We start from the raw sequence: 20,040 nt of genomic DNA on the forward strand, positions 1-20,040 counted from the left end.
GCCCAGCGCCTGCACTCGCCCATACGGCCGCGACCTCACAGTCGCGCCCGAATTTCCTCTCTGCTCCATTACTCACTCCCCTTTTTATTGAGTCAGCGCTTCGACATGAAGCGTGGCGGGCCCTAACTCTTCGATCCGTTGCCGCGAGCGGAATTCTGCACGACCAGTGACTGAACGCTTCAGTTCCACACACTAAAAGTGCCTCCCTAAAACTGATTCGCACCGTCCGGTTCTCGGCTCCGAACCGGGTTCTGGCTCAGGGATGCCACGTCGACACCACCGCAGGCGTCTGCGCCGTTGGCCTTCCCGCGAGCGCATAGGAGAGCTCGTTCGCGGCCTTCATGATCGTCTTCGCATGTCCGATCAGCTTCGCCTTGGGCAACCGGTCCGCGGGACCCGAGATGCACACCGAGCCCAGCAGCGCCCAGCGCAGACCGAAGACCGGCGCGGACACCGTCGCCACGTTCTTCTCGCGCTCGCCAATGGAGTAGTGGTGGCCCTTCTTGCGGATGTCCTCGTAGAGCTTTCCAGGCTCGCCCGAGAACGCGAGGATCACGCGCCCCGGTGAGCCCAGGTCCAGCGGGAGCATCGCGCCCATGCGCGCGTGGTGCCGGATGGGCTGCGGCCCTTCCACGCGCGCCAGGCAGGTCCTGGAGTTTCCTTCGCGAACGTAGAAGGCGGCGCTCTCGCCCGTTGCCTTCGAGAGGGCTAGCAGCATCGGCTCCACCACGCCGTTGGCATCGAAGCTGGCCTGGTAGCGCGCGCCCAGCCAACCCGCCGCGGGGCCGAGCCTCCAGCCGCCGTCGTCGCGCTGCACGACGTAGCCGGCAAGCGCCAGCGTGCGCAGCAGGCGCAGCGCGGTCGTCTTGTGCATCTGGCTGCGCCGCGTCAGTTCTGCGAGCGAGAGGTGCTCGTCCTGCATGCCGAAGGCATCGAGCAGTTGCAGCGCGCGGGTGACGGCAGTGACGCCGCCCGAGGCCTCGGCGTCGGCCTCGCGGGGCACCTCGATCACTTCCTTCCGCGTGGATCCGGTCTTCGAACTTTGTTTCACACAGTGGTCCATGGTCCGTTCAGTGGACCACCATTGTATGGAATGGAACGCCTGCCTAAAGTCGCTTCACGCCTCGCAGCACGGGCTGCAGGCACCCAACGAACGATTCGGAGACAGATCCATGCGCACCCCGAGCCTCGGCTCCATTCCTCGCCGCGCGGCCCTCGGCCTCGCCCTTCTTCTGGCCTCGGGCATTGCGGCGGCGCAGGCCTATCCGGCGCGCCCGATCAAGCTCATCGTGCCGTTTCCGCCGGGCGGCGGCACGGACATCATCGCCCGCGAAGTGGCGAACAAGGTCGCGACCTCCGAAGGCTGGACCATCGTCATCGACAACAAGCCCGGCTCGGGCGGGAACATCGGCGTGGACGCGGCGGCCAAGGCCAGCCCCGACGGCTACACGCTCGTGCTGGGCCAGACCAGCAACCTCGCGATCAACCCGTCGCTCTACGCCAAGCTGCCCTACGACCCGGTGAAGGACCTGGCGGCAGTCGGCCTGGTCGCATCGGCGCCGCTGGTGGTGGTCGTGTCCTCCGCCTCGCCCTACAAGAAGCTCGCCGATGTGGTCGCCGCCGCGAAGGCCAAGCCCACGGCGCTCAACTACGCGAGTTCGGGCAACGGCACCGTAGCCCATCTCGCGACCGAGCAGTTCCAGAAGGTCGCCGGCATCCAGCTCACGCACGTGCCCTACAAGGGCGCTTCGCAGGGCCTGACCGACCTGGTCGGCGGGCAGATCCAGCTCTACGTGTCGTCGGTGCCGACGCTGATCGCGCAGATCAAGAGCGGACAGCTGCGCGCGCTGGCCGTGACCTCGCTGCAGCGCAACAGCGACCTGCCCGACGTGCCCACCATGGTCGAGGCCGGCTACAAGGACTTCGAGGCCGTCACCTGGTTCGGCGTGGCGGGCCCCGCGGCCATGCCGAAGGACGCGGTCGCAAAACTCAACGCCGCCTTCAACAAGGCCCTCGCGACGCCCGACGTGCAGAAAAAACTCGCGGCACAGGGCGCGGAAGTGCTGTCCGGCCCGCCGGAGAAGTTCGCCTCGCTGATCCGCACTGACGGCGTGCGCTGGGGCGCGATCGTGAAGGCATCGGGCATCCGGCTCGACTGACGCGGCATGTCCGGCTCCATTGCGCCCTTCTCGGCCGGGCAGGGATGCGCACCGGTCGAGGTGCCGCCCGGCGCCTGCGACTGCCACGTGCACCTGTACGACTCGCGCTATCCGCCGGCACCGGGCGCGAAGCTGACGCCGCCGGACGCCACCGCGCACGACTACCGCCAACTGCAGCAGCGCACCGGCACCGAGCACGTGGTGTTCGTGACGCCCTCCACCTACGGCACCGACAACCGCCCCCTGCGCGATGCGCTCACCGCCTTCGGCGCACAGGCGCGCGGCGTGGCGGTCATCGACGAGAACACCGGAGACGACGAACTGCGCTCGCTGCACGACTGCGGCGTGCGCGGCATCCGGCTCAACCTCTCGCTCGGCGTCGCGAACAACGCCGCGCAGATCGCACCGCTGGCAAGGCGCATCGCGCCGCTGGGCTGGCACCTGCAGCTGCTCGCGCCGGCGCACCTGCTGGCGCAGCTCGCCGACGTGCTGGAAGACCTGCCCGTACCCATCGTGTTCGACCACTTCGTAAGGCTCGCACCGTCGATGGCCGGCAGGCATGCGGCGCATGCGCTGGTGCTGCGCCTGCTCGCATCGGGCCGCGCGTGGGTCAAGCTCTCGGGCAGCTACATCGTGAGCGAGGAAGGCCCGCCGCACTTCGCGGACGTGACACCGCTGGCTAGGAGCTTCCTGCAGGCTGCGCCGCAGCGCGTGCTGTGGGGCAGCGACTGGCCGCACGCCAGCGCCAGCGCCGGCCACCAGGCCATGCCCAACGACGCGCAGCAGATGGCCCTGCTGGCCGGCTGGACCGAAACGGCGGCCGCCTTGCGCCGCGTGCTGGTCGACAACCCGGCCGCGCTCTACGGCTTCGACAGACAGAACAACGCTTCCACGGAGACAACATGATCCGCATGCACAGGCGCCGCTTCGGCGCATTGGGCCTGGCCGCGCTCGCCGCGGCGTCGATGCCCGCACTCGCACAGGGCCAGTGGCCCACCGGCAGGCCCATCACCTGGGTCGTGCCCTACCCGCCGGGCGGCACCACCGACATCCTCGGGCGCGCCATCGCGCAGCGGCTGGGCGCATCGCTGGGCACGACGGTGATCGTCGACAACAAGGCCGGCGCCACCGGCACCATCGGCTCTGCCTTCGTCGCGCGGTCGGCACCCGACGGCTACACGCTGCTCGGCACCTCGATCGGCCCGCAAGCAATCGTGCCGAACCTGCTGCAGAAGATGCAGTACGACCCCGTCGCAGCCTTCGCGCCGGTGACGCTGATCGGGACCATTCCTCACGTGCTGGTCGTCGGTGCCGCACAGCCGCTGCGCACGGTTGCCGACCTCGTCGCGCAGGCGAAGGCGAAGCCCGAGCAGCTGTCGTTCGCCTCGGGCGGCAACGGCACCATCCTGCAGATGCAGGGCGAGCTGCTGCGCCTGCAGACGGGCACGCGTATGACGCACGTGCCCTACAAGGGCGACACGCCGGCCATCCAGGACGTGCTGGCCGGCCACGCCAGCTTCATGTTCGCGCCGGTGGCCGCGGCGCTGCCGCACATCCAGGGCGGGCAGCTGAGGGCGCTGGCCGTCACCTCGGCCGCGCGGCTGAAGGCGCTGCCGGACGTGCCCACCATGGGCGAGGCCGGCTTCAAGGATTTCGTGGTCGAGCAGTGGCAGGCGCTCTACGCGCCGGCAGGCACGCCCGCGGCCGTGGTCCAGAAGCTCAACGCCGAAGTGGTGCGCCACCTGAAGGACCCGGAGATCGCCGCAATGGCCGACAAGCTCGGCGTCACCCTCGTGGGCAGCACGCCGCAGCAGCTCGCCGACACCCAGAAAGCGGACCTGGCCAAGTGGGCCAAGGTCATCAAGGACGCGGGCATCCGGCCCGAGTGAGCCCCGCCTTTTCCATTTACCCCCAATCCACCACCCAAGAAGGTTTTCCCATGTCATCTCCCCTCCCCGACGTCATCCGCGACTTCGAACGCGTGCCCGCGAACATCGTGGCGCAGGCGGCCGAGTTCCAGCCCGCCATCCTGGCCGACGTGGCCGGCCGCCGCGGCGCGCTGGACGGCCGCATCAAGGCACTGCGCCCGCGCATGAAGCTGGCGGGCACCGCGATCACCGTGGAAGTGCGCCCCGGCGACAACCTGATGATCCACGCCGCCATCGCCATGGCCAAGCCCGGCGACGTGCTCGTCATCGACGGCAAGGGCGACCTCAGCTCCGCGCTCATGGGCACGATCATGATGACCGCCTGCCGGCAGATCGGCATCGCCGGCGTGGTGATGGACGGCGCCTGCCGCGACAGCCTCGAGATCGACGAGATGAACTTCCCCGTCTTCTGCGCGGGCACCAATCCGAACGGGCCGACCAAGAGCATCGGCGGCCGCATCGGGCATCCGGTGTCGATCGGCGGCGTGACGGTGCATGCGGGCGACTTCGTCATCGGCGACGGCGACGGCGTAGTGGTGGTGGAGCGCGAGAAGATCGAATCGCTGCTGCCGCTGGCTGCGAAGAAGGTGAAGGACGAAGCCGCGCGCGTCGCCGCCATCAAGCAGGGCGACACCGCCGCCAAGTGGCTCGATTCCGCGCTGCGCGCAGCGGGCGTTCTGAAGGAAGGCGAAAAACTGTGACAGCCATTCTGGTGACGGGCGCCGACCTGGCGCCGCAGGCGGTGAAGCTGCTCGAAGGCCACGAGCTCGTCTACGCCGGCAGGACGCCGACCGAGGACGACCTCGTCGCGCTGTGCCGCGCGCACGACCCGGTGGCCATCATCGTGCGCTACGGCAAGGTGGGCGCGGCCGTCATGGACGCCGCGCCTTCACTGAAGGTGATCTCCAAGCACGGCAGCGGCACCGACACCATCGACAAGGTGGCGGCTAAGGCGCGCGGCATCGAGGTGGTTGCGGCCGTCGGCGCGAACGCGGCGGCGGTGGCCGAGCAGGCGCTCGCTCTCCTGCTGGCCTGCGCGAAGTCGGTGGTGGCGCTGGATGCGCGCATGCACGCAGGCCACTGGGACAAGGCGACGCACAAGAGCCTCGAACTCGGCGGGCGCACCATCGGCCTGATCGGGCTGGGCGCCATCGGGCTGCGCTTCGCGCGCATGGTCGATGCGCTGGGCATGCGCGTGCTCGGGTTCGATCCGTACGCGAAGAACCTGCCGGCCCACGTGCAGGCCGCCGACCTCGCGACCATCTGGGCCGAGTCCGACGTCATCTCGCTGCACTGCCCGCTGACCGACGAGAACCGGGGACTGATCAATGCGGACACGCTGACGCACTGCAAGCGCGGCGTGATCGTGGTCAACACCGCACGCGGCGGCCTGATCGATGAAGAGGCGCTGCTGGCAGCCGTGCGCTCGGGCCAGGTCTCCATGGCAGGGCTCGACAGCTTCGCAGTGGAGCCGATGACCGCGGGCCACCCCTTCCAGGGCGAGAAGAACATCGTGCTAAGCCCCCACATCGGCGGCGTGACCAGCGACGCCTACGTCAACATGGGCGTGGGCGCCGCGAAGAACCTGCTGCAGGTGCTGGAGCGACAGACGGCGGCGAGCAGCTGAAGGCTTCGCCGCCATCCCGACCAAGAACAAGGAGACAAGAGAATGAAGAGCGGCAAGAAGGGCCTCCGGGCCGGGCTCGCGCTCGCGCTTGGCCTGCCGGTCGCACTGGCGGTCCACATGCAGGCGCAGGCCCAGGCCTGGCCGGCCAAGCCGGTGCGCGTGCTCGTCGGCTTCTCCGCGGGCGGCCCCACCGACGTGGTGGCGCGCGCCTTCGCAGACCATGCATCGCGCGCGCTGGGCCAGCCATTCGTCGTGGACAACAAGCCCGGCGCCAACACGATCCTCGCGGCCGAGGCGGTCGCCGCCGCGCCAGCGGACGGCTACACGCTGCTGCTGGGTGCGACGAACCACACGATGATCCCGGCGCTCTACAGCCAGCGCGTCAAGTTCGACGCGGTGCGCTCCTTCGCGCCGGTGTGCTCGCTGGCCGTGAGCCCCACGGTGCTGGTGGTAGGCCCGTCGATGCCGGTGAAGACCTTCGGCGCCTTCCTGCAGGCGGTGAAGGCCGAGCCGGGCAAGCGCACCTATGCCACGCCGGGATCGGGCAGCTCGGGCCACTTCGCGAGCGCGCAGTTCACGCAGCTCACGGGCACGGCGATGAACCACATCCCCTACAAGGGCGCGGCGCAGGCGGTGACAGATCTCATCGGCGGGCAGGTCGACAGCTCATTCGCCACGCTGGGCTCGGTGCTCGCGCAGGTACAGAGCGGCAAGCTGACCGCGCTGGCGGTGGCCGCGCCGAAGCGCTCGGCGCTGCTGCCCGGCGTGCCGACCTTCGAGGAGTCCGGCGTCAAGGGCTACACGGCCGACGCCTGGTACGGCCTGCTCGCGCCGGCGAAGACGCCGCCCGAAGTGCTGGCCATGCTGCGCCGCGTGGCGACCGAGTTCTCCCAGGCGCCGGCCGCGCAGGAAAAGCTGCGCTCGCTGGGCATGGAGGCCCGCAACACCTGCGGCGACGCTTTCGCTGCGCAGCTCGCGGGCGAGGTCAGGCTCTACGGCGATCTGGCCCGATCGCTCGACCTCAAGACCGAATGAACGCATACGAGAGGAACACACCATGAAAGCCATCCGACGCATGCTTGCCGCATGCATCCTCATCGCGGCAGCAGCGACTTCCGCGCACGCCGCCTATCCGGAGCGCCCCATCACGCTGGTTGTGCCCTACGCACCCGGCGGATCGGCGGATGCGCTCGCGCGCGTGCTGGCCGTGCGCGTGGGCATGAAGCTGGGCACCACAGTAATCGTCGACAACCGGCCCGGCGCCAGCGGCACCATCGGCGCGGGCTTCGCGGCCAAGGCCGCGCCCGACGGCTACACCGTGCTCTACGACGCCACGCCCTACTCGATCAACCCGCATCTCTTCGCGCGCATGCCCTATGCCGCCAACGCGCTGCAGCCGCTCGCGCTCGTGGCGCTGGCGCCCAACATCGTGATCGTGCGCGCCGAATCGCCCTTGAAGACCATCAAGGACCTGGCGGACAAGGCGAAGGCCGAGCCGGGAAAGATCAACTTCGCATCGGGCGGCAGCGGCACCGTGCAGCGGCTCGCGGCCGAACTGCTGCGCCAGCGGCTCGGGCTGGACATGGTGCACGTGGGCTACAAGAGCGGCGGCCCCGCCATCACCGACGTGATGGGCGGGCAGGTGGACTTCATGTTCAGCACCATCGCCGCCTCGTATCCGCTCGTGTCCTCCGGCAAGCTGCGCGCCCTGGCGGTGTCTTCGCCGCAGCGTTCGCCGCGCCTGCCCGAGGTGCCGACCCTCGCCGAGACCGTGGTGCCCGGCTACGAGGCCTACGAATGGAACGGCATGTTCGTGCCCACCGGCACGCCGGCACCCATCGCAGAGAAGCTGCACAAGGCCGTGGTCGAGGCGCTGAAGGAAGAGGAAGTGAAGAAGCGCTTCGTCGACGTCGGCGTGCAGCCGGTCGGCTCAACGCCCGCCGAGTTCGCCGACTTCCTGAAGAAGGAAGATGCGAAGTGGGCGGACGTGATCCGCAAGGGCAACATCAAGCTCGACTGAAGACAACGCACGAATGAACGCCACCTCCATCGCGCAGCCGGTTCCCCACTCGGTGGGCCTGGACCGCCCCGCGCCCGCACTGCCCGCGGGCGCGTGCGACAGCCACATGCACATCTTCGATCCGCGCTTTGCCGCATCGCCGCACTGGAAGCGCCAGCCGCCGCGCGCCGAGGTGGCGGCCTATCGGCTGCTGCAGCAGCGGCTGGGCACCTCGCGCACGGTGGTCGTCAACCCGTCGACCTACGGCACCGACAACGCCTGCACCCTCGATGCGCTCGCGCAGCTGGGCGAACAGGCGCGCGGCGTCGCGGTCGTCGCCGAGGATGTGGCCGACGACGAACTCGACCGCCTCGCGGCGCAGCGCGTCTGCGGCCTGCGCGTGAACTTCGTGACGCCGCAGTCCTGGGGCGTCACCACGCCGCGGATGCTGACGACGCTGGCGCGCAAGGTGGCGCGGCTGGGCTGGCACATCCAGGTGTTCGTGCACCCGGAGCAGCTGGTGGAGCTCGAGCCGGTGCTGGCCGCCCTGCCGGTGCCGCTGGTCATCGACCACATGGCGCGCATCGATCCGGCCGAAGGCGCCGATGCAGCGGCGTTCACCGTGGCGCGGCGGCTGCTCGACGGCGGCAAGACATGGATGAAGCTCTCCGGCGTCTACATGCGTTCGCAAGACGGCGCGCCCGCCTACCGCGATGCTTTCGCGCTGGGCAGGGCGCTGGTCGAGGCCGCACCCGAGCGGCTGGTGTGGGGCAGCGACTGGCCGCACACGACCGAGACGCCGGGAACGGTGGACGACGCCGCGCTCGCCAACGTGCTCGCAGCCTGGTGCGGCGACGAGGCCGTTCGCAGGCGCATCCTCGTCGACAACCCGGCGAGACTCTATGGATTCGCGGCCGCCTGATCCGCGCAGACTAGGAGACCCACATGTACTTCCTGCAAGCGCCCCAGGTGCTGGAGCTCCAGACCTTCACCAGCATGCCAGAGCATTTCCGGCGCCGCGAGCCGAGCGGCTGGGCCGATGCCAACCGCGGCGGCCAGCCGACCGACTCATTCCTCGAAGGGCCGGTGTTCGACGACGCCGGCAATCTCTACGTCTCGGACATTCCCTTCGGTCGCATCTTCCGCATCAACGCCTCAGGCGAATGGACGCTGGTTGCCGAGTACGACGGCGAGCCGAACGGCATGAAGTTCATCGATGCGAACACGCTGCTCGTCACCGACTACAAGAACGGCCTGATGCGCGTGGACGTGCGCACCGGCAGCGTCACGCCGCACCTGCGGCGGCGCAACACCGAGAGCTTCAAGGGCGTGAACGACCTGGTGCTGGACACGCGGGGCAACGTCTACTTCACCGACCAGGGCCAGAGCGGGCTGCACGACCCATCGGGGCGCCTGTATCGCCTGCGGCCCGACGGACAACTCGACCTGCTGCTGTCGAACGTGCCGAGCCCCAACGGCGTGGCGCTCTCGCCCGACGGCAAGGTGCTCTACCTCGCCGTGACGCGAGGCAACTGCATCTGGCGCGTGCCGCTGCTCGCGGACGGCAGCGTCGCCAAGGTGGGCCAGTTCTTCACCTCCTACGGCCCGAGCGGCCCCGACGGGCTCGCGGTCGACACGCAAGGGCGGCTGCTGATCGCCAACCCTGGCCTGGGCATCGTCTGGGTGCTCAATGCGCGCGCGGAGCCGGTCGTGGTGCTGCGCGGCCCGGTGGGAGCCTCGACGACGAACATCGCGTTCGGCGGGCCGGACAGGTCCACGCTGTTCGTCACCGATTCGACGCACGGCAATGTGCTGAAGGCCGAGCTCGACGCGCCGGGCACCCTGCTGCACCGGGGCTGAGCCCGATGCTCAGGCGGCGACGGCCTCCGCCTGCGCCGCATCTCCTGCAAAGTCAATCAGCACCTTCATCGCCTTGCGCCTGTCGCTCGCCAGCTCGAAGGCCTGGCGCGCCTGCAGCATCGGGAAGGTGTGCGACACCACCGGGGAGAGGTCGACGCGCCCTTCGTTGATGAGCTTCACCGCCAGCGCGAACTCGGCATGAAAGCGGAACGAGCCGCAGATGCTGAGCTCCTTCGCCACCACCATGTTCTGCGGAATGCTCACGTCGCCGCCCAGGCCCAACTGCACGACCACGCCGCGCGGACGCATCACCTCCAGGCCGTCGCGCAGCGCGCGCTCGTTGCCGGAGCATTCGAGCATCACGTCGAAGGTGCCTTTATCGGCCGAGTAGCGCGAGACCCAGTCCTTGTCCTGCGCGACGTTGATGGCGTTGTCGGCCCCCATGGCGCGTGCGATGGCCAGCGGCTCGTCGACCACGTCGGTGGCGGTAATCTCGGCCGCGCCGTCGCGCGCGCGCCGCCGCGATGGCGAGCACGCCGATCGGCCCGCAGCCCGACACCAGCACGCGCTTGCCCAACAGCGGGCCGGCGCGCGAAACGCCGTGCAGCCCCACCGAGAACGGCTCTGCCAGCGCGGCCAGCCGCAGCGGCACGTGGTCGGCCACCTTCACGCATTGCGTGGCCTCGCACAGCAGCATGTTGCGGAACGCGCCCTGCACGTGCGGCGTGCGCATCGCGCTGCCGTAGAAGCGCATGTCGAGGCACTGGTTGGGCAGGCCCTCCAGGCAGAACTTGCAGGCGCCGCAGGGGCGGCTCGGGTTGACGGCCACCTTGTCGCCGATGCGCACGTTCTCGACGCCGGGCGCCACCGCCACCACGGTGCCGGCCACCTCGTGGCCCAGCACCATCGGTTCCTTGATGCGCACGGTGCCGAAGCCGCCGTTGTGGAAGTAATGCAGGTCGGAGCCGCAGATGCCGCCCATTCCGACCTTCACCAGCACCTGGCCGGGGCCGATCTCGCCGGCATCCTGTTCGTCCAGACGCAGGTCGTCGGGGGCGTGGATCACGAGGCACATGCAACGCAGGCGCATGGTTCTTTTCCTTCTCTCTCTGTCAGGTGTCAGGTGTCAGGCGACGGGGGTGATCAGGGGCAGGCCCGCGAAATCGGGCCTCGAGGTTGCGGCGCACCAGCTCGCCCATGGCGCGGCGCGTCTGTTCGGTGCCGCTGCCGTGGTGCGGCGTGAGCACCACGTTGTCGAGCGCGGCGAAGCGCGGGTCGATGCCCGGCTCGTTGAGGAACACGTCGAGCGCCGCACCGGCGATCGCGCGCGTCTCCAGTGCCTGCAGCAGCGCGCCTTCGTCCACCGTGGTGCCGCGCGACACGTTCACGAGCCAGCCCTTGGGCCCCAGCGCGCGCAGCACCTCGGCATTCACGATGCCGCGCGTGGCATCGCCGCCGGGCAGGATGACGATGAGCACGTCGCACCATTCGGCCATCGCGGCCAGGCTGGCGAAGTGACGGTGCGGGCTCTCCGCCTTCGGCGTGCGGCTGAAGTAGCCCACCTCGACGTCGAAGCCCGAGAGCCGCCGCGCGATGGTGCTGCCGATGCGGCCGAAGCCCGCGATGCCGACGCGCTGTCCGAAGACGCGCGTGGCCAGCGGCATGGCGGCATTGGCCCATGCGCCGCTTCGCACGAAGGCGTCGCCCGCCGGAATGCGGCGCTGCGCCGCGAGCATGAGGCCCACGGCGAGATCGGCCACGTCGCCGTTGAGCACGTCGGGCGTGTTGGTCACGCGGACGCCCCGCGCGCGGCAGGCGGCGAGGTCGATGGCGTCGGTGCCCACGCCGTAGCAGGCGACCAGTTCCAGCCTGGGCAGCGCCGCGATGAGCTCGGCGCTCGCGCCAAGTTCGCCGCGCGTGGCGATCGCGCGGATCTCCTGCGCGTGCGCGGCAATGAAGGCCTGGCGGTCGGGTGCCTCCCACAGGCGGTGCAGGGTGTAGGACTCGCGCATCGGCGCCATGTCCCACTCGGGGTAGGCGCCCATCATCAGCACATGCGGGGAAGCGGCGGCGGTAGCGGTCAAGCGGGTGTCTCCTGCTGGGGGCAGCGGTCCGAGTCAATTGATACCGGTAACTTTAATCGATGCGCCCCTGCAAAGCCAGCGAAGGTTTTACCCATTGACGAAATCAAAAGATACCGGTAACTTTCTTCGCCAGTCACGCCCCTCACCCAGGACCCAGGAACTCCCCTTGAAACTGTTCGACCTCTCCGGGCGCACCGCCCTCGTCACCGGCTCCAGCAAGGGCATCGGCTTCGCGCTGGCTGGCGCGCTGGGCAACGCGGGCGCCCGCGTCGTGCTCAATGCGCGCGATGCCGCCGCGCTCACCGCAGCCCGCGACGCCCTGCGCGCCCGGGGCATCGCGGCCGAAGCCGCGGCCTTCGACGTCACCGACGCCGCCGCGGTGGAAGCCGGCGTGGCCTCCATCGAAGCCGGCATCGGCCCCATCCACATCCTCGTGAACAACGCCGGCATGCAGCATCGCGGGCCCTTCGCCGAATTTCCGGTCGACGCCTGGCACAAGATCACCACCACCAACATCGACAGCGTGTTCCTGGTGGGCCGCGCCGTCGCGCAGCGCATGATCGAGCGCAAGCGTGGCAAGATCATCAACGTGTGCTCGGTGCAGAGCGAACTGGGCCGCCCGGGCATCGCGCCCTATGCGGCCACCAAGGGCGCGGTGAAGATGCTCACCAAGGGCATGGCGATCGACCTCGGCAAGCACGGCATCCAGGTCAACGGCCTGGGCCCGGGCTACTTCAAGACCGAGCTCACGCAGGCACTGGTGGCCGACGAGGCCTTCACCGCATGGCTCTCGGGCCGCACGCCCGCGGGCCGCTGGGGCGACGTGGAAGAACTGGGCGGCGCGGCCATCTTCCTGGCCTCGGACGCATCGAGCTTCGTCAACGGCCACATCCTGTATGTGGACGGCGGTATCACCGCGAGCCTGTAACACCGTGCCGCGGGCCCAAACCGGCCATCCCGTGAAGGCCTTCGCATGACGAAGACGACCGCCCCGACGACGCGCGTGGCCGTGATCGGCGTCGGCATCATGGGCTCGGCCATTTCGCGCCGGCTGCTCGAATGCGGCCACCGCGTGAGCGTGTTCGACCTCGACGCCGCCAAGGTGGCGGCGCTGGCGGAACACGGCGCGACGGCCGCAGCCACGGCACGCGAGGCGGCGGCCGCGAGCGACTTCGTCATCACCAGCCTCAACTCGGCCGCGGTGGTGGAGCGCGCCATCTTCGGCGACGACGGCATCGCCGCCGCCATGCCCGCGGACCGCAGCGGCTGCTGATCGACATGTCGTCCATCGACCCTCCTTCCACGCGCCGGCTCGCGCAGTCGCTGCGCGAGCGCACGGGCATGGGCTTCGTCGATGCGCCGCTTTCCGGCGGCGCGCCCAAGGCGCTGCTGGGCCAGCTCACGGTGATGGCCGGCGGCAGTGCCGAAGACGTGCAGCGCGCACGCGCGGTGATGGACAGCCTGTGCGCCAACTACACCCACATGGGCGCGAGCGGCGCGGGCCAGACGACAAAGCTGGTCAACCAGCTGCTGTGCGCCATCGGCTTCCAGGCCGTGGCGGAAGCGGTGCGGCTGGCCGAGGCCGGCGGCGTCGATGCGTCGAAGCTGCCCGCCGCGCTGTCCGGCGGACGCGCCGACAGCCAGATCCTGCGCGAATTCGGCCCCAGGATGGCCGCGCGCGACTACACGCCCACCGGCCGCATCGACAACATGCTCAAGGACCTCGAGGCGGTGCAGGCCTTCTCGCAGGGCCAGCGCCTGCCGCTGCCGCTGGCGGGCGCTGTCTCGGAGCTGCATCGCGCCTTCGTCGCGGCCGGACTCGGCGCGCGGGACACGGCCGAGATGATGCGGCAGTTCAGCGGCTACGAGCGCGGCTGAACCGCTCTCGCCTCCTCATCACGCGAACACACACAGGAAAGAGAGAACCCATGTTCATCCGCTGCGCATTCTTCAGGGGCCGGGTCAAGGCCGACATGGAAGAAGCCTTCGACCGCCACGTGCACGACAGGCTGGTGCCGCTGTGGACCCGCTTTCCCGGCGCGCTCGAAGTGCGCGTGCTGCGCCAGCTCGAAAGCGACGTGAGCGACCCCGAGCTGGCGATGGTGCTGTCGATCCGCTACGCAAGCCGCGAGGACATCGCCCGCGCGCTCGAATCGCCGGTGCGCCACGAAAGCCGCGAGGTCTCGAAGAAGCTCTTCGAGATGTTCGACGGCACGGTCTTCCACACCGTGTTCAGCGCCGAGGAGTTCGCGCTCGCGAACGCTTCCTGACGGGCGCCTTCGGCGCCTCTTCTCTCTTCCTTTTCTCCTTCTGCTTCCGCACCGACGCCTTGCCGTCGAGGTCCGCCAGCTCCCAGATCCCGCCGGCCGCCGACACCAGCGCGTGCGCGCTGTTGATCAGCCCGATGTGCGAGAAGGCCTGCGGAAAATTGCCCAGCTGCCGGCGCGCCACCGGGTCGTATTCCTCCGCGTAGAGCCCCAGGTCGTTGGCCAGCGCCAGCAGCCGCTTGAACAGCGCCCGCGCCTTGCGCAGCCTGCCCATGGCGACATACACGTTCGCCAGCCAGAAGCTGCACGCGAGGAACGCGCCCTCCCCGCCGCCGAGCCCGTCCACGCCCTTCTCGGTGCGGTAGCGGTACACCAGGCCGTTGAAGATCAGCTCCTTCTCGATGCGCGCGATGGTGCCCTGCACGCGCGGGTCGTGGATCGGCAGGAAGCCGATCAGCGGCATCCACAGCAGCGCGGCGTCCACCGTGTCGGCGCCGTAGTAATGCATGAACGAATTGGACGCGGCGTCGTAGCCGCGAGCGCAGATCTCGGCATGGATCTCGTCGCGCACCTCCCGCCAGCGCGCGACCGGGCCTTCGAGGCCGAACTCGGTGGCGCTCGCGATGACCCGGTCGAAGGCCAGCCAGCACATGACCTTTGAGTGCACGAAGTGGCGCGGCTCGCCGCGCACTTCCCACAGGCCGCAATCGGGCTCCCGCCACAGCTCCATCAGCTGCTTCGCGATGGCGCGCTCCAGCGGCCAGAGCTTTTCCATGTCCGCCAGCCCGGCCTTGCGCGCCGCATGGAAGGCCGCGATGACGGAGCCGTAGACGTCGAGCTGCCGCTGCCCGTGCGCGCCGTTGCCGATGCGCACCGGACGGCTGCCTTCGTAGCCTGCGAGCCAGCCGAGCTCGAGCTCGGTCAGCGAGCGTTCGCCGTGCAGGCCGTACATCACCTGCAGCTCCTCGGGCGAGCCGCCCACCGCGCGCATCAGCCACCAGCGCCAGGCGCTGGCCTCCTCCACGTAGCCCGAGCCGATCAGCGCGTAGAGCGTGAGCGCCGCGTCGCGCAGCCAGCAGAAGCGGTAGTCCCAGTTGCGCTCGCCGCCGGGCAGCTCGGGCAGCGAGGCGCTGGGCGCGGCGACGATGCCGCCGGTGGGTTCGTAGGTGAGCGCCTTGAGCGTGAGCAGCGAGCGCATCACGGGCTCGCGGAACTCGCCGTGGTAGCCGCAGCGTTCGGTCCATGCGCTCCATTCGGCGACGGTGCGCGCCAGCAACGAATTGGCGTCGCGCGTCACCGGCGGCTTCAGGTGCGAGGGAAACCAGTCGAGGCTGAAGGCGATGGACTGGCCCGCCGACACGGTGAAGTCGGCGAAGCTCGCGAAGTTCTCGTTGGTCAGCGGCACGCCGGAGCTGATGCGCACGGAGTCGGGCCCGGCGGTGGCGAACACCGCGCCGTCGCGCCGGTCCATCCACGGGCACCACTCGCCGTAGTTGAAGCGGATGCGGAACTCGGTGTGCATGGCCACCGTGCCGCGCACGCCCCGCACGATGCGCACCACCTCGTGCGTGCCGTCGAGCGCGGGACGGGGCATGAAGTCGGTGACGACGGCGGTTCCGCCGGGCACGCGGATGGTCGTCTCCAGCACCACCGTGCCCGGCAGGTAGCGCCGCGTGACGCGCGCCTTGGGGTCGGTCGCGCGCATCGACCAGTGGCCGTTGCGCTCGTCGCCGAGCAGGCTGGCGAACATCGCCGCGGAATCGAAGCGCGGCAGGCACAGCCACTCGATGTCGCCGCCGCGATGCACCAGCGCCGCGCTGTGGGTCGAGCCGATGAGCGCGTAGTCGCCGATGGGGCGGTCGCCGTGCAGCTTGACGGAAGGTTGCTTGGAGGTCTTTGGCAAGAGCCCGAGCTTTGCCGCCCGCGCGGGCGCGGCGCGCCAGCGCAGGGCGCGCATCGCTGCCGGACAAGGCCCAATCGGGCGGCGACTGGAGGCCGTCGCCGCCTAGAGCAAGTCCTTGAGCTTGGCGCGCAGCCTGGTGATCGCCTGGCTGTGCAGCTGGCACACGCGCGACTGGCTCACCTCGAGGATGGCGCCGATCTCGCGCAGGTTCAGCTCTTCCTCGTAGTAGAGGTTCAGCAGCAGCTGGTCGCGTTCGGGCAGCGCCGAGATGGCGTCCACCAGCTGGTGGCGGAAGCCGCTTTCCAGCAGCTGCTCCAGCGGGTCGTCGCTGCTGCGGCGGTCCTTGCGCGCGTCCTGCGAATGGCTGTCGAGGAAGGCGTTGTCCGCGTCGTCCTTGGAGAAGTCTTCCACGTACAGCAGCTGGCAGCCCTGGATCTCCTGCAGCAGCGACTGGTAGGCCTCGATGTCCATCTTCAGCTCCTTGGCGATCTCCCCTTCGGTGGGAGAACGCCCGAGCTTGTGGCCCAGCGCCTGTATGGCCTTCTCGATGCCGCGCGCCGACTGGCGCAGGCCGCGCGAGCCCCAGTCGGCGGCGCGCAGCTCGTCGAGCATGGCGCCGCGGATGCGCTGGCTGACGAAGGTCTCGAACTGCGCGCCCCGGTTGTCCTGGTAGCGGCTGGAGGCGTCCAGCAGGCCGAGCATGCCGGCCTGGATCAGGTCGTCCAGCTCCACGCTGGCGGGCAGCTTGGCCATCATCTGCAGCGCGATGCGGCGCACCAGCGGCTGGTGCTGCGCCAGCAGGTGAGATTTATCGATGGTTCCCTGTGCGGTGTACACGTCGGTCCGTCCTTCCCCGGGGCTCAGGCCGCGGCCTGCTGAAGCTCTGCCGCGCGCCACGGCCAGCCGTCCATCTCGCCGGCAATGCGCCGCAGGTCGACGGCCGCATGGCTCGCGGGAAAGGCCTCGGCGATGGTCTTCTTCAGCCGCCAGGCATCGGCGACCAGCGGATCGAAGCGCACCCAGCCGGCAGGCTGCAGCGACAGCGCGAGATAGCGGCTGCCGGCGTGGGCGAGGTTGTTCATGATCTGGCGCGCGGCCTGCGCGTCGACCACGCCGTTGACCAGGAAGCGCATCTGGCTCATGCCGTGCGCGCGCTGCAGGTGCTTGATGCCCGCATAGGCCGAGGTGACCGACGCGGGATGCGGCTGCAGCACCACCAGCAGGTCGTCCGCGCCCTGCGCGAGCGCCGACAGCCGGCCCTCGCGGTCGAAGGCCGCATCGACGATGACGAAGCCGTCGTACCAGAACCTGCGCGGATCGCCGCCGGCGCCACGCACCGCGCCGGGCGGTGCCGGCAGCACGTGCACGCCGCAGGCCGCGCGCGCCTCGGCGCCGTCGAGCGTCAGGCGCCCGCCGGCCACGTCGGCCAGGCTGCCGAGCGGATCGATGTCCCAGACCTCGCATGCCGAGCCTTCGGCCGGACAGTGTTCGTCGAGCAGCAGCACGTTGCGGCCCTGCCCCGCCAGCGCCACCGCGAGGTTCATCGCGATGGTGGTGCCGCCCGCGCCCTGCCCCATGCCGGCCACCGCGACCACGCGCGCCTGCGTCGGCGCGAGCAGGCGTCGCAGGCCGTCCGCCTGATCCGCAACCAGCTTGTTCATTGCGCCACCCTCAATCCTGCTTCTCCAGCTTCTGCGGCTGCGCGGACTCGCGCGGCGCCTGCACGGGCGCCGTCGACTCAGTGCCCAGCGCATCGAGCAGCAGGAAGAGCTTGCCCACGCCCGCATACAGCGCGCTGCCGCTCATGGCGCGGCCGTTGCGCGCCGGACGGCCCATCAGCTGGCCCAGCAGCGCGCGCGCACGGTCGGCCCATTCGCCCTCGGCCTGCAGCAGCCGCCACACGGTGGTGCTCATCTGGCCGGCGATCAGAAGCCGTTTCATGATGTCCGGATCGCCCAGCTCGCCGATGCCGCCCACGAGCTGCACGCCGTCGCGCAGCAGGCGGAAGCAGGGCTCGGCGTCCACCGCCCAGCCCAGCCACTGCGCGAGCTGGCGCGCGGAAACCTCGGGGCCGATGTTCGAAAGCGCGTGCACCTGCGCCAGCACGTTGCCGGTGCGCGCATCCACCACGCGCGTGGCAACGCAGCGCAGCGCCGGCATCTCGTCGCGCGCGATGCCCGCGGCCATGGCGGCCGCGTTGAAGCGCAGCACCACGTCGGCCTGCGACTCGGCGAGCAGCGCGGCCTTGCCGCGGAAGCGCACGGGACGCGCTTCGCCGAACTCGAAGTCCATGCGCGCCAGCGTGTCGGGCGCGCCGGTGCGCATGTCGATCACTGCGGTGGAACCCGGCGCGCGCGCCAGCCAGCGCTGGCCCGCGGCCTGCCACTGCACCATCGCCTCGATGCCGGGCAGCCGCGTCAGCAGATGGACCATCGGGCGATGGCCGAAGTCCTGCTGGCGCAGCCAGGGCACCTGGCGTGCGCCAGGCTTGCGTGCGGCGTCCTTGGCGCCGCGCGTGGCCGCCGTCGAGAGCCACTGGTTGGGCGCCGCCAGCGGCAGGCCCGTGCGGTCCGACAGCAGCAGGCTGCCGTGGCATTCGTAGGCGTCCCCGCCCTCGTTCGACCGAAGCCCGACCTGCCCGCACAGCGCGAGCACATGGGTTTCGCAGGCGGCGGCCACTTCGCCGCGCGCGTGCACCAGCAGGTCCTGCAGCACGGCCTTCTGGCCCGCCCGCTCGTCGGTGGCCTGGCGCCACAGCGAACGTGCGCGCTCGAAGCCGATCTGCGCGCCGGCCAGCGCGCTCGCGGTGGTGGCGAGCTCCTGCGCGTCGTGCGCCATGGCGCGGATCAGGTTCTGGTACTTCAGGCGCAGCAGGTCGGTCTCGCCCTGCGCCTTCTGCACCGCCTGCTGCGAGGCGGCGCCAGAAGCGGCGTCTTCCTGCAGGTCGCCCTCGGCGGGCACGAACAGCGGGCTGTGCTGGCGCGGCTGGAACACGCTGTCCACCAGCTGCGCGCGGTCGGCCTGCATCAGGTTCTCGGGCACTTTCTGGCCGCTGGAGATGTAGTGCACCGGCAGGCGGTGACGGATCACGGTGTCGATCAGCGCGCCCGGGTGCGTGGCCTCGTCCACCTTGGTGAAGATGCAGCCGGCCAGTTCGTTGCCGTGGCGGTAGGCGTGCACCACCTCGTTGAGCGTGTCGCCGTGGCTGGTGGCGTTGAGCAGCAGCAGCTTCTTCACAGGACGCGGGCTCTGGCCCAGCATGGCGATCTGCTCCGGCACGGCGCGGTCGCGCTGGCTCATGCCGACGGTGTCGATCAGCACCATGTGCTTCTCGCGCAGGTCCTGCAGCACCAGGTGCAGGTCGGCGGCGTCCTTCACCGCGTACACCGGCACGTTGAGGATCTGGCCGTAGATGCGCAGCTGCTCGTAGGCGCCGATGCGGTAGCTGTCGGTGGTCACCAGCGCGAGCTTGTCGGCGCCGAAGCGCATCACGCAGCGCGCGGCCAGCTTGGCGGTAGTGGTGGTCTTGCCCACGCCGGTCGGGCCCATCAGCGCATAGACGCCGCCCGCGGCGAACAGCGCGTCCTCGTCCTCATGCACGGGCACGGCGCGGATCAGCTCCGAGCGCACGTAGGCCATGCCCTCGGCGTAGGTGCGGCCGGTGGGCAGCTTCTCGAGCATGGCCTTCGAAAGACGCGCGCTGAAGCCGGCGCCCAGCAGCGTGCGCAGCAGGCGGCCGCGCACCGGGTCGCGGCGCTGCCTGTCGTTCCACACCACGCTGGCAAGCTGCTCCTCGATCATGCCGCGCATGGAGTGCAGCTCTTCGAGCACGGTGTCGGCCGGCGCGGCGGCGGGCGCATGGACCTGCACGGGTGCCTGTGCAGGCAGCGGTGCTTGCATCGAGGCGACCGGCGCCGGGGCCGGAACAGGAACTGGAACCGTCGGCAAGGGAGCGGGCGCCACGCGGGCGACCGGCGCCGCAACGGGCATCGAAGGCACCGCGGCAGCCACGGGCTTCGCAGGCGCGCTGCCCTGAAGCACGCCCTGCACCTCGCCCTCGACCATGGCGACGATCTCCACGCCCTCGGCGGTCGCGCGATGCGTGAGCACGATGGCGTCGGCGCCCAGCGCCTCCCTCACCAGTCGCAGGGCTTCGCGGCTGGTGGCCGCTACGAATTTGCGCGCGGTGGTGCGCACGTCTGTCTGTTGGGGG

18 protein-coding genes and 2 pseudogenes are annotated in these 20,040 nt (G+C 70.1%); 13 read left to right on the forward strand and 7 right to left on the reverse strand.

All coding sequences use genetic code 11. The features are described from left to right. Window positions 1-256: 256 nt before the first annotated feature. Entirely contained in the window at window positions 257-1,009 is a 753-nt protein-coding gene (locus ACHMXA_RS26365; protein ID WP_395321383.1) for an IclR family transcriptional regulator, read from the reverse strand. Between the two features lie 163 nt (window positions 1,010-1,172). Between ACHMXA_RS26365 and ACHMXA_RS26370 the strand changes: the two genes are divergently transcribed. The 9 genes from ACHMXA_RS26370 to ACHMXA_RS26410 are packed head-to-tail and all read left to right on the forward strand — an operon-like array spanning window position 1,173 to window position 9,573. Further along, complete coding sequence (locus tag ACHMXA_RS26370; RefSeq protein WP_395316946.1) at window positions 1,173-2,159, forward strand: Bug family tripartite tricarboxylate transporter substrate binding protein; 987 nt, start codon at window positions 1,173-1,175, stop codon at window positions 2,157-2,159. A gap of 6 nt (window positions 2,160-2,165) precedes the next feature. After that, window positions 2,166-3,065, forward strand: coding sequence for an amidohydrolase family protein (locus tag ACHMXA_RS26375; protein ID WP_395316947.1), 900 nt, complete (start codon window positions 2,166-2,168; stop codon window positions 3,063-3,065). Next, window positions 3,062-4,048 (forward strand): Bug family tripartite tricarboxylate transporter substrate binding protein, encoded by a 987-nt coding sequence (locus ACHMXA_RS26380; RefSeq protein WP_395316948.1) that lies wholly within the window; start codon window positions 3,062-3,064, stop codon window positions 4,046-4,048. The genes ACHMXA_RS26375 and ACHMXA_RS26380 overlap by 4 nt, the downstream gene beginning before the upstream one ends. Before the next feature lie 50 nt (window positions 4,049-4,098). Beyond that, a complete protein-coding gene (locus ACHMXA_RS26385; protein ID WP_395316949.1) occupies window positions 4,099-4,788 on the forward strand; it encodes an RraA family protein in 690 nt (229 codons plus the stop codon). Further along, on the forward strand, window positions 4,785-5,714 hold the full coding sequence (locus ACHMXA_RS26390; RefSeq protein ID WP_395316950.1) for an NAD(P)-dependent oxidoreductase: 930 nt from the start codon (window positions 4,785-4,787) through the stop codon (window positions 5,712-5,714). Before ACHMXA_RS26385 ends, ACHMXA_RS26390 begins: the two co-directional genes overlap by 4 nt. A gap of 42 nt (window positions 5,715-5,756) precedes the next feature. After that, window positions 5,757-6,749, forward strand: coding sequence for a Bug family tripartite tricarboxylate transporter substrate binding protein (locus ACHMXA_RS26395; RefSeq protein ID WP_395316951.1), 993 nt, complete (start codon window positions 5,757-5,759; stop codon window positions 6,747-6,749). Between the two features lie 22 nt (window positions 6,750-6,771). Further along, window positions 6,772-7,734, forward strand: coding sequence for a tripartite tricarboxylate transporter substrate binding protein (locus ACHMXA_RS26400; RefSeq protein ID WP_395316952.1), 963 nt, complete (start codon window positions 6,772-6,774; stop codon window positions 7,732-7,734). Window positions 7,735-7,747: 13 nt separating this feature from the next. Beyond that, window positions 7,748-8,635 carry an amidohydrolase family protein gene (locus ACHMXA_RS26405; RefSeq protein ID WP_395316953.1) on the forward strand — a complete coding sequence of 296 codons (888 nt, stop codon included), beginning with the start codon at window positions 7,748-7,750 and terminating at the stop codon, window positions 8,633-8,635. Window positions 8,636-8,658: 23 nt separating this feature from the next. After that, a complete protein-coding gene (locus ACHMXA_RS26410) occupies window positions 8,659-9,573 on the forward strand; it encodes an SMP-30/gluconolactonase/LRE family protein (RefSeq protein ID WP_395316954.1) in 915 nt (304 codons plus the stop codon). 9 nt (window positions 9,574-9,582) lie between these two features. Here ACHMXA_RS26410 and ACHMXA_RS26415 read toward each other — a convergent pair. After that, window positions 9,583-10,663: pseudogene (locus ACHMXA_RS26415) on the reverse strand (L-idonate 5-dehydrogenase). A 36-nt stretch (window positions 10,664-10,699) separates the two neighbouring features. Then, a pseudogene (locus ACHMXA_RS26420) lies at window positions 10,700-11,657 on the reverse strand (2-hydroxyacid dehydrogenase). A gap of 166 nt (window positions 11,658-11,823) precedes the next feature. Here ACHMXA_RS26420 and ACHMXA_RS26425 point away from each other — a divergent pair. From ACHMXA_RS26425 to ACHMXA_RS26440, 4 genes are read left to right on the forward strand one after another with little or no spacing between them, the layout of a single operon-like run. After that, a complete protein-coding gene (locus tag ACHMXA_RS26425) occupies window positions 11,824-12,585 on the forward strand; it encodes an SDR family oxidoreductase (RefSeq protein ID WP_395316955.1) in 762 nt (253 codons plus the stop codon). A 45-nt stretch (window positions 12,586-12,630) separates the two neighbouring features. Further along, window positions 12,631-12,930, forward strand: a complete 300-nt coding sequence (locus tag ACHMXA_RS26430; protein ID WP_395316956.1) for an NAD(P)-binding domain-containing protein — start codon at window positions 12,631-12,633, stop codon at window positions 12,928-12,930. A gap of 5 nt (window positions 12,931-12,935) precedes the next feature. Then, the gene (locus tag ACHMXA_RS26435; RefSeq protein WP_395316957.1) at window positions 12,936-13,535 is read left to right on the forward strand and encodes an NAD(P)-dependent oxidoreductase; all 600 of its coding nucleotides are present in this window, start codon (window positions 12,936-12,938) and stop codon (window positions 13,533-13,535) included. Between the two features lie 50 nt (window positions 13,536-13,585). Beyond that, on the forward strand, window positions 13,586-13,927 hold the full coding sequence (locus ACHMXA_RS26440; protein ID WP_395316958.1) for a hypothetical protein: 342 nt from the start codon (window positions 13,586-13,588) through the stop codon (window positions 13,925-13,927). Here ACHMXA_RS26440 and ACHMXA_RS26445 read toward each other — a convergent pair. From ACHMXA_RS26445 to flhF, 4 genes are all read right to left on the reverse strand, one after another. Continuing rightward, window positions 13,890-15,827 (reverse strand): glycoside hydrolase family 15 protein, encoded by a 1,938-nt coding sequence (locus tag ACHMXA_RS26445; protein ID WP_395316959.1) that lies wholly within the window; start codon window positions 15,825-15,827, stop codon window positions 13,890-13,892. The genes ACHMXA_RS26440 and ACHMXA_RS26445 overlap by 38 nt on opposite strands. A gap of 102 nt (window positions 15,828-15,929) precedes the next feature. Further along, a complete protein-coding gene (locus ACHMXA_RS26450) occupies window positions 15,930-16,664 on the reverse strand; it encodes an RNA polymerase sigma factor FliA (RefSeq protein ID WP_395316960.1) in 735 nt (244 codons plus the stop codon). A 23-nt stretch (window positions 16,665-16,687) separates the two neighbouring features. Next, entirely contained in the window at window positions 16,688-17,488 is an 801-nt protein-coding gene (locus ACHMXA_RS26455; protein WP_395316961.1) for a flagellar biosynthesis protein FlhG, read from the reverse strand. Window positions 17,489-17,498: 10 nt separating this feature from the next. Continuing rightward, a complete protein-coding gene (gene flhF / locus ACHMXA_RS26460) occupies window positions 17,499-20,024 on the reverse strand; it encodes a flagellar biosynthesis protein FlhF (RefSeq protein ID WP_395316962.1) in 2,526 nt (841 codons plus the stop codon). Window positions 20,025-20,040 lie beyond the last annotated feature (16 nt).

This window comes from Variovorax sp. UC74_104, from assembly GCF_044055375.1.
Classification (GTDB): domain Bacteria; phylum Pseudomonadota; class Gammaproteobacteria; order Burkholderiales; family Burkholderiaceae_C; genus Variovorax.

Coding starts and splice junctions, on each gene's coding strand:
- ACHMXA_RS26370 (WP_395316946.1), top strand. CDS start 1,173: ATGCGCACCCCGAGCCTCGGCTCCATTCCTCGCCGCGCGGCCCTCGGC.
- ACHMXA_RS26375 (WP_395316947.1), top strand. CDS start 2,166: ATGTCCGGCTCCATTGCGCCCTTCTCGGCCGGGCAGGGATGCGCACCG.
- ACHMXA_RS26380 (WP_395316948.1), top strand. CDS start 3,062: ATGATCCGCATGCACAGGCGCCGCTTCGGCGCATTGGGCCTGGCCGCG.
- ACHMXA_RS26385 (WP_395316949.1), top strand. CDS start 4,099: ATGTCATCTCCCCTCCCCGACGTCATCCGCGACTTCGAACGCGTGCCC.
- ACHMXA_RS26395 (WP_395316951.1), top strand. CDS start 5,757: ATGAAGAGCGGCAAGAAGGGCCTCCGGGCCGGGCTCGCGCTCGCGCTT.
- ACHMXA_RS26400 (WP_395316952.1), top strand. CDS start 6,772: ATGAAAGCCATCCGACGCATGCTTGCCGCATGCATCCTCATCGCGGCA.
- ACHMXA_RS26405 (WP_395316953.1), top strand. CDS start 7,748: ATGAACGCCACCTCCATCGCGCAGCCGGTTCCCCACTCGGTGGGCCTG.
- ACHMXA_RS26410 (WP_395316954.1), top strand. CDS start 8,659: ATGTACTTCCTGCAAGCGCCCCAGGTGCTGGAGCTCCAGACCTTCACC.
- ACHMXA_RS26430 (WP_395316956.1), top strand. CDS start 12,631: ATGACGAAGACGACCGCCCCGACGACGCGCGTGGCCGTGATCGGCGTC.
- ACHMXA_RS26435 (WP_395316957.1), top strand. CDS start 12,936: ATGTCGTCCATCGACCCTCCTTCCACGCGCCGGCTCGCGCAGTCGCTG.
- ACHMXA_RS26440 (WP_395316958.1), top strand. CDS start 13,586: ATGTTCATCCGCTGCGCATTCTTCAGGGGCCGGGTCAAGGCCGACATG.
- ACHMXA_RS26455 (WP_395316961.1), bottom strand. CDS start 17,488: ATGAACAAGCTGGTTGCGGATCAGGCGGACGGCCTGCGACGCCTGCTC.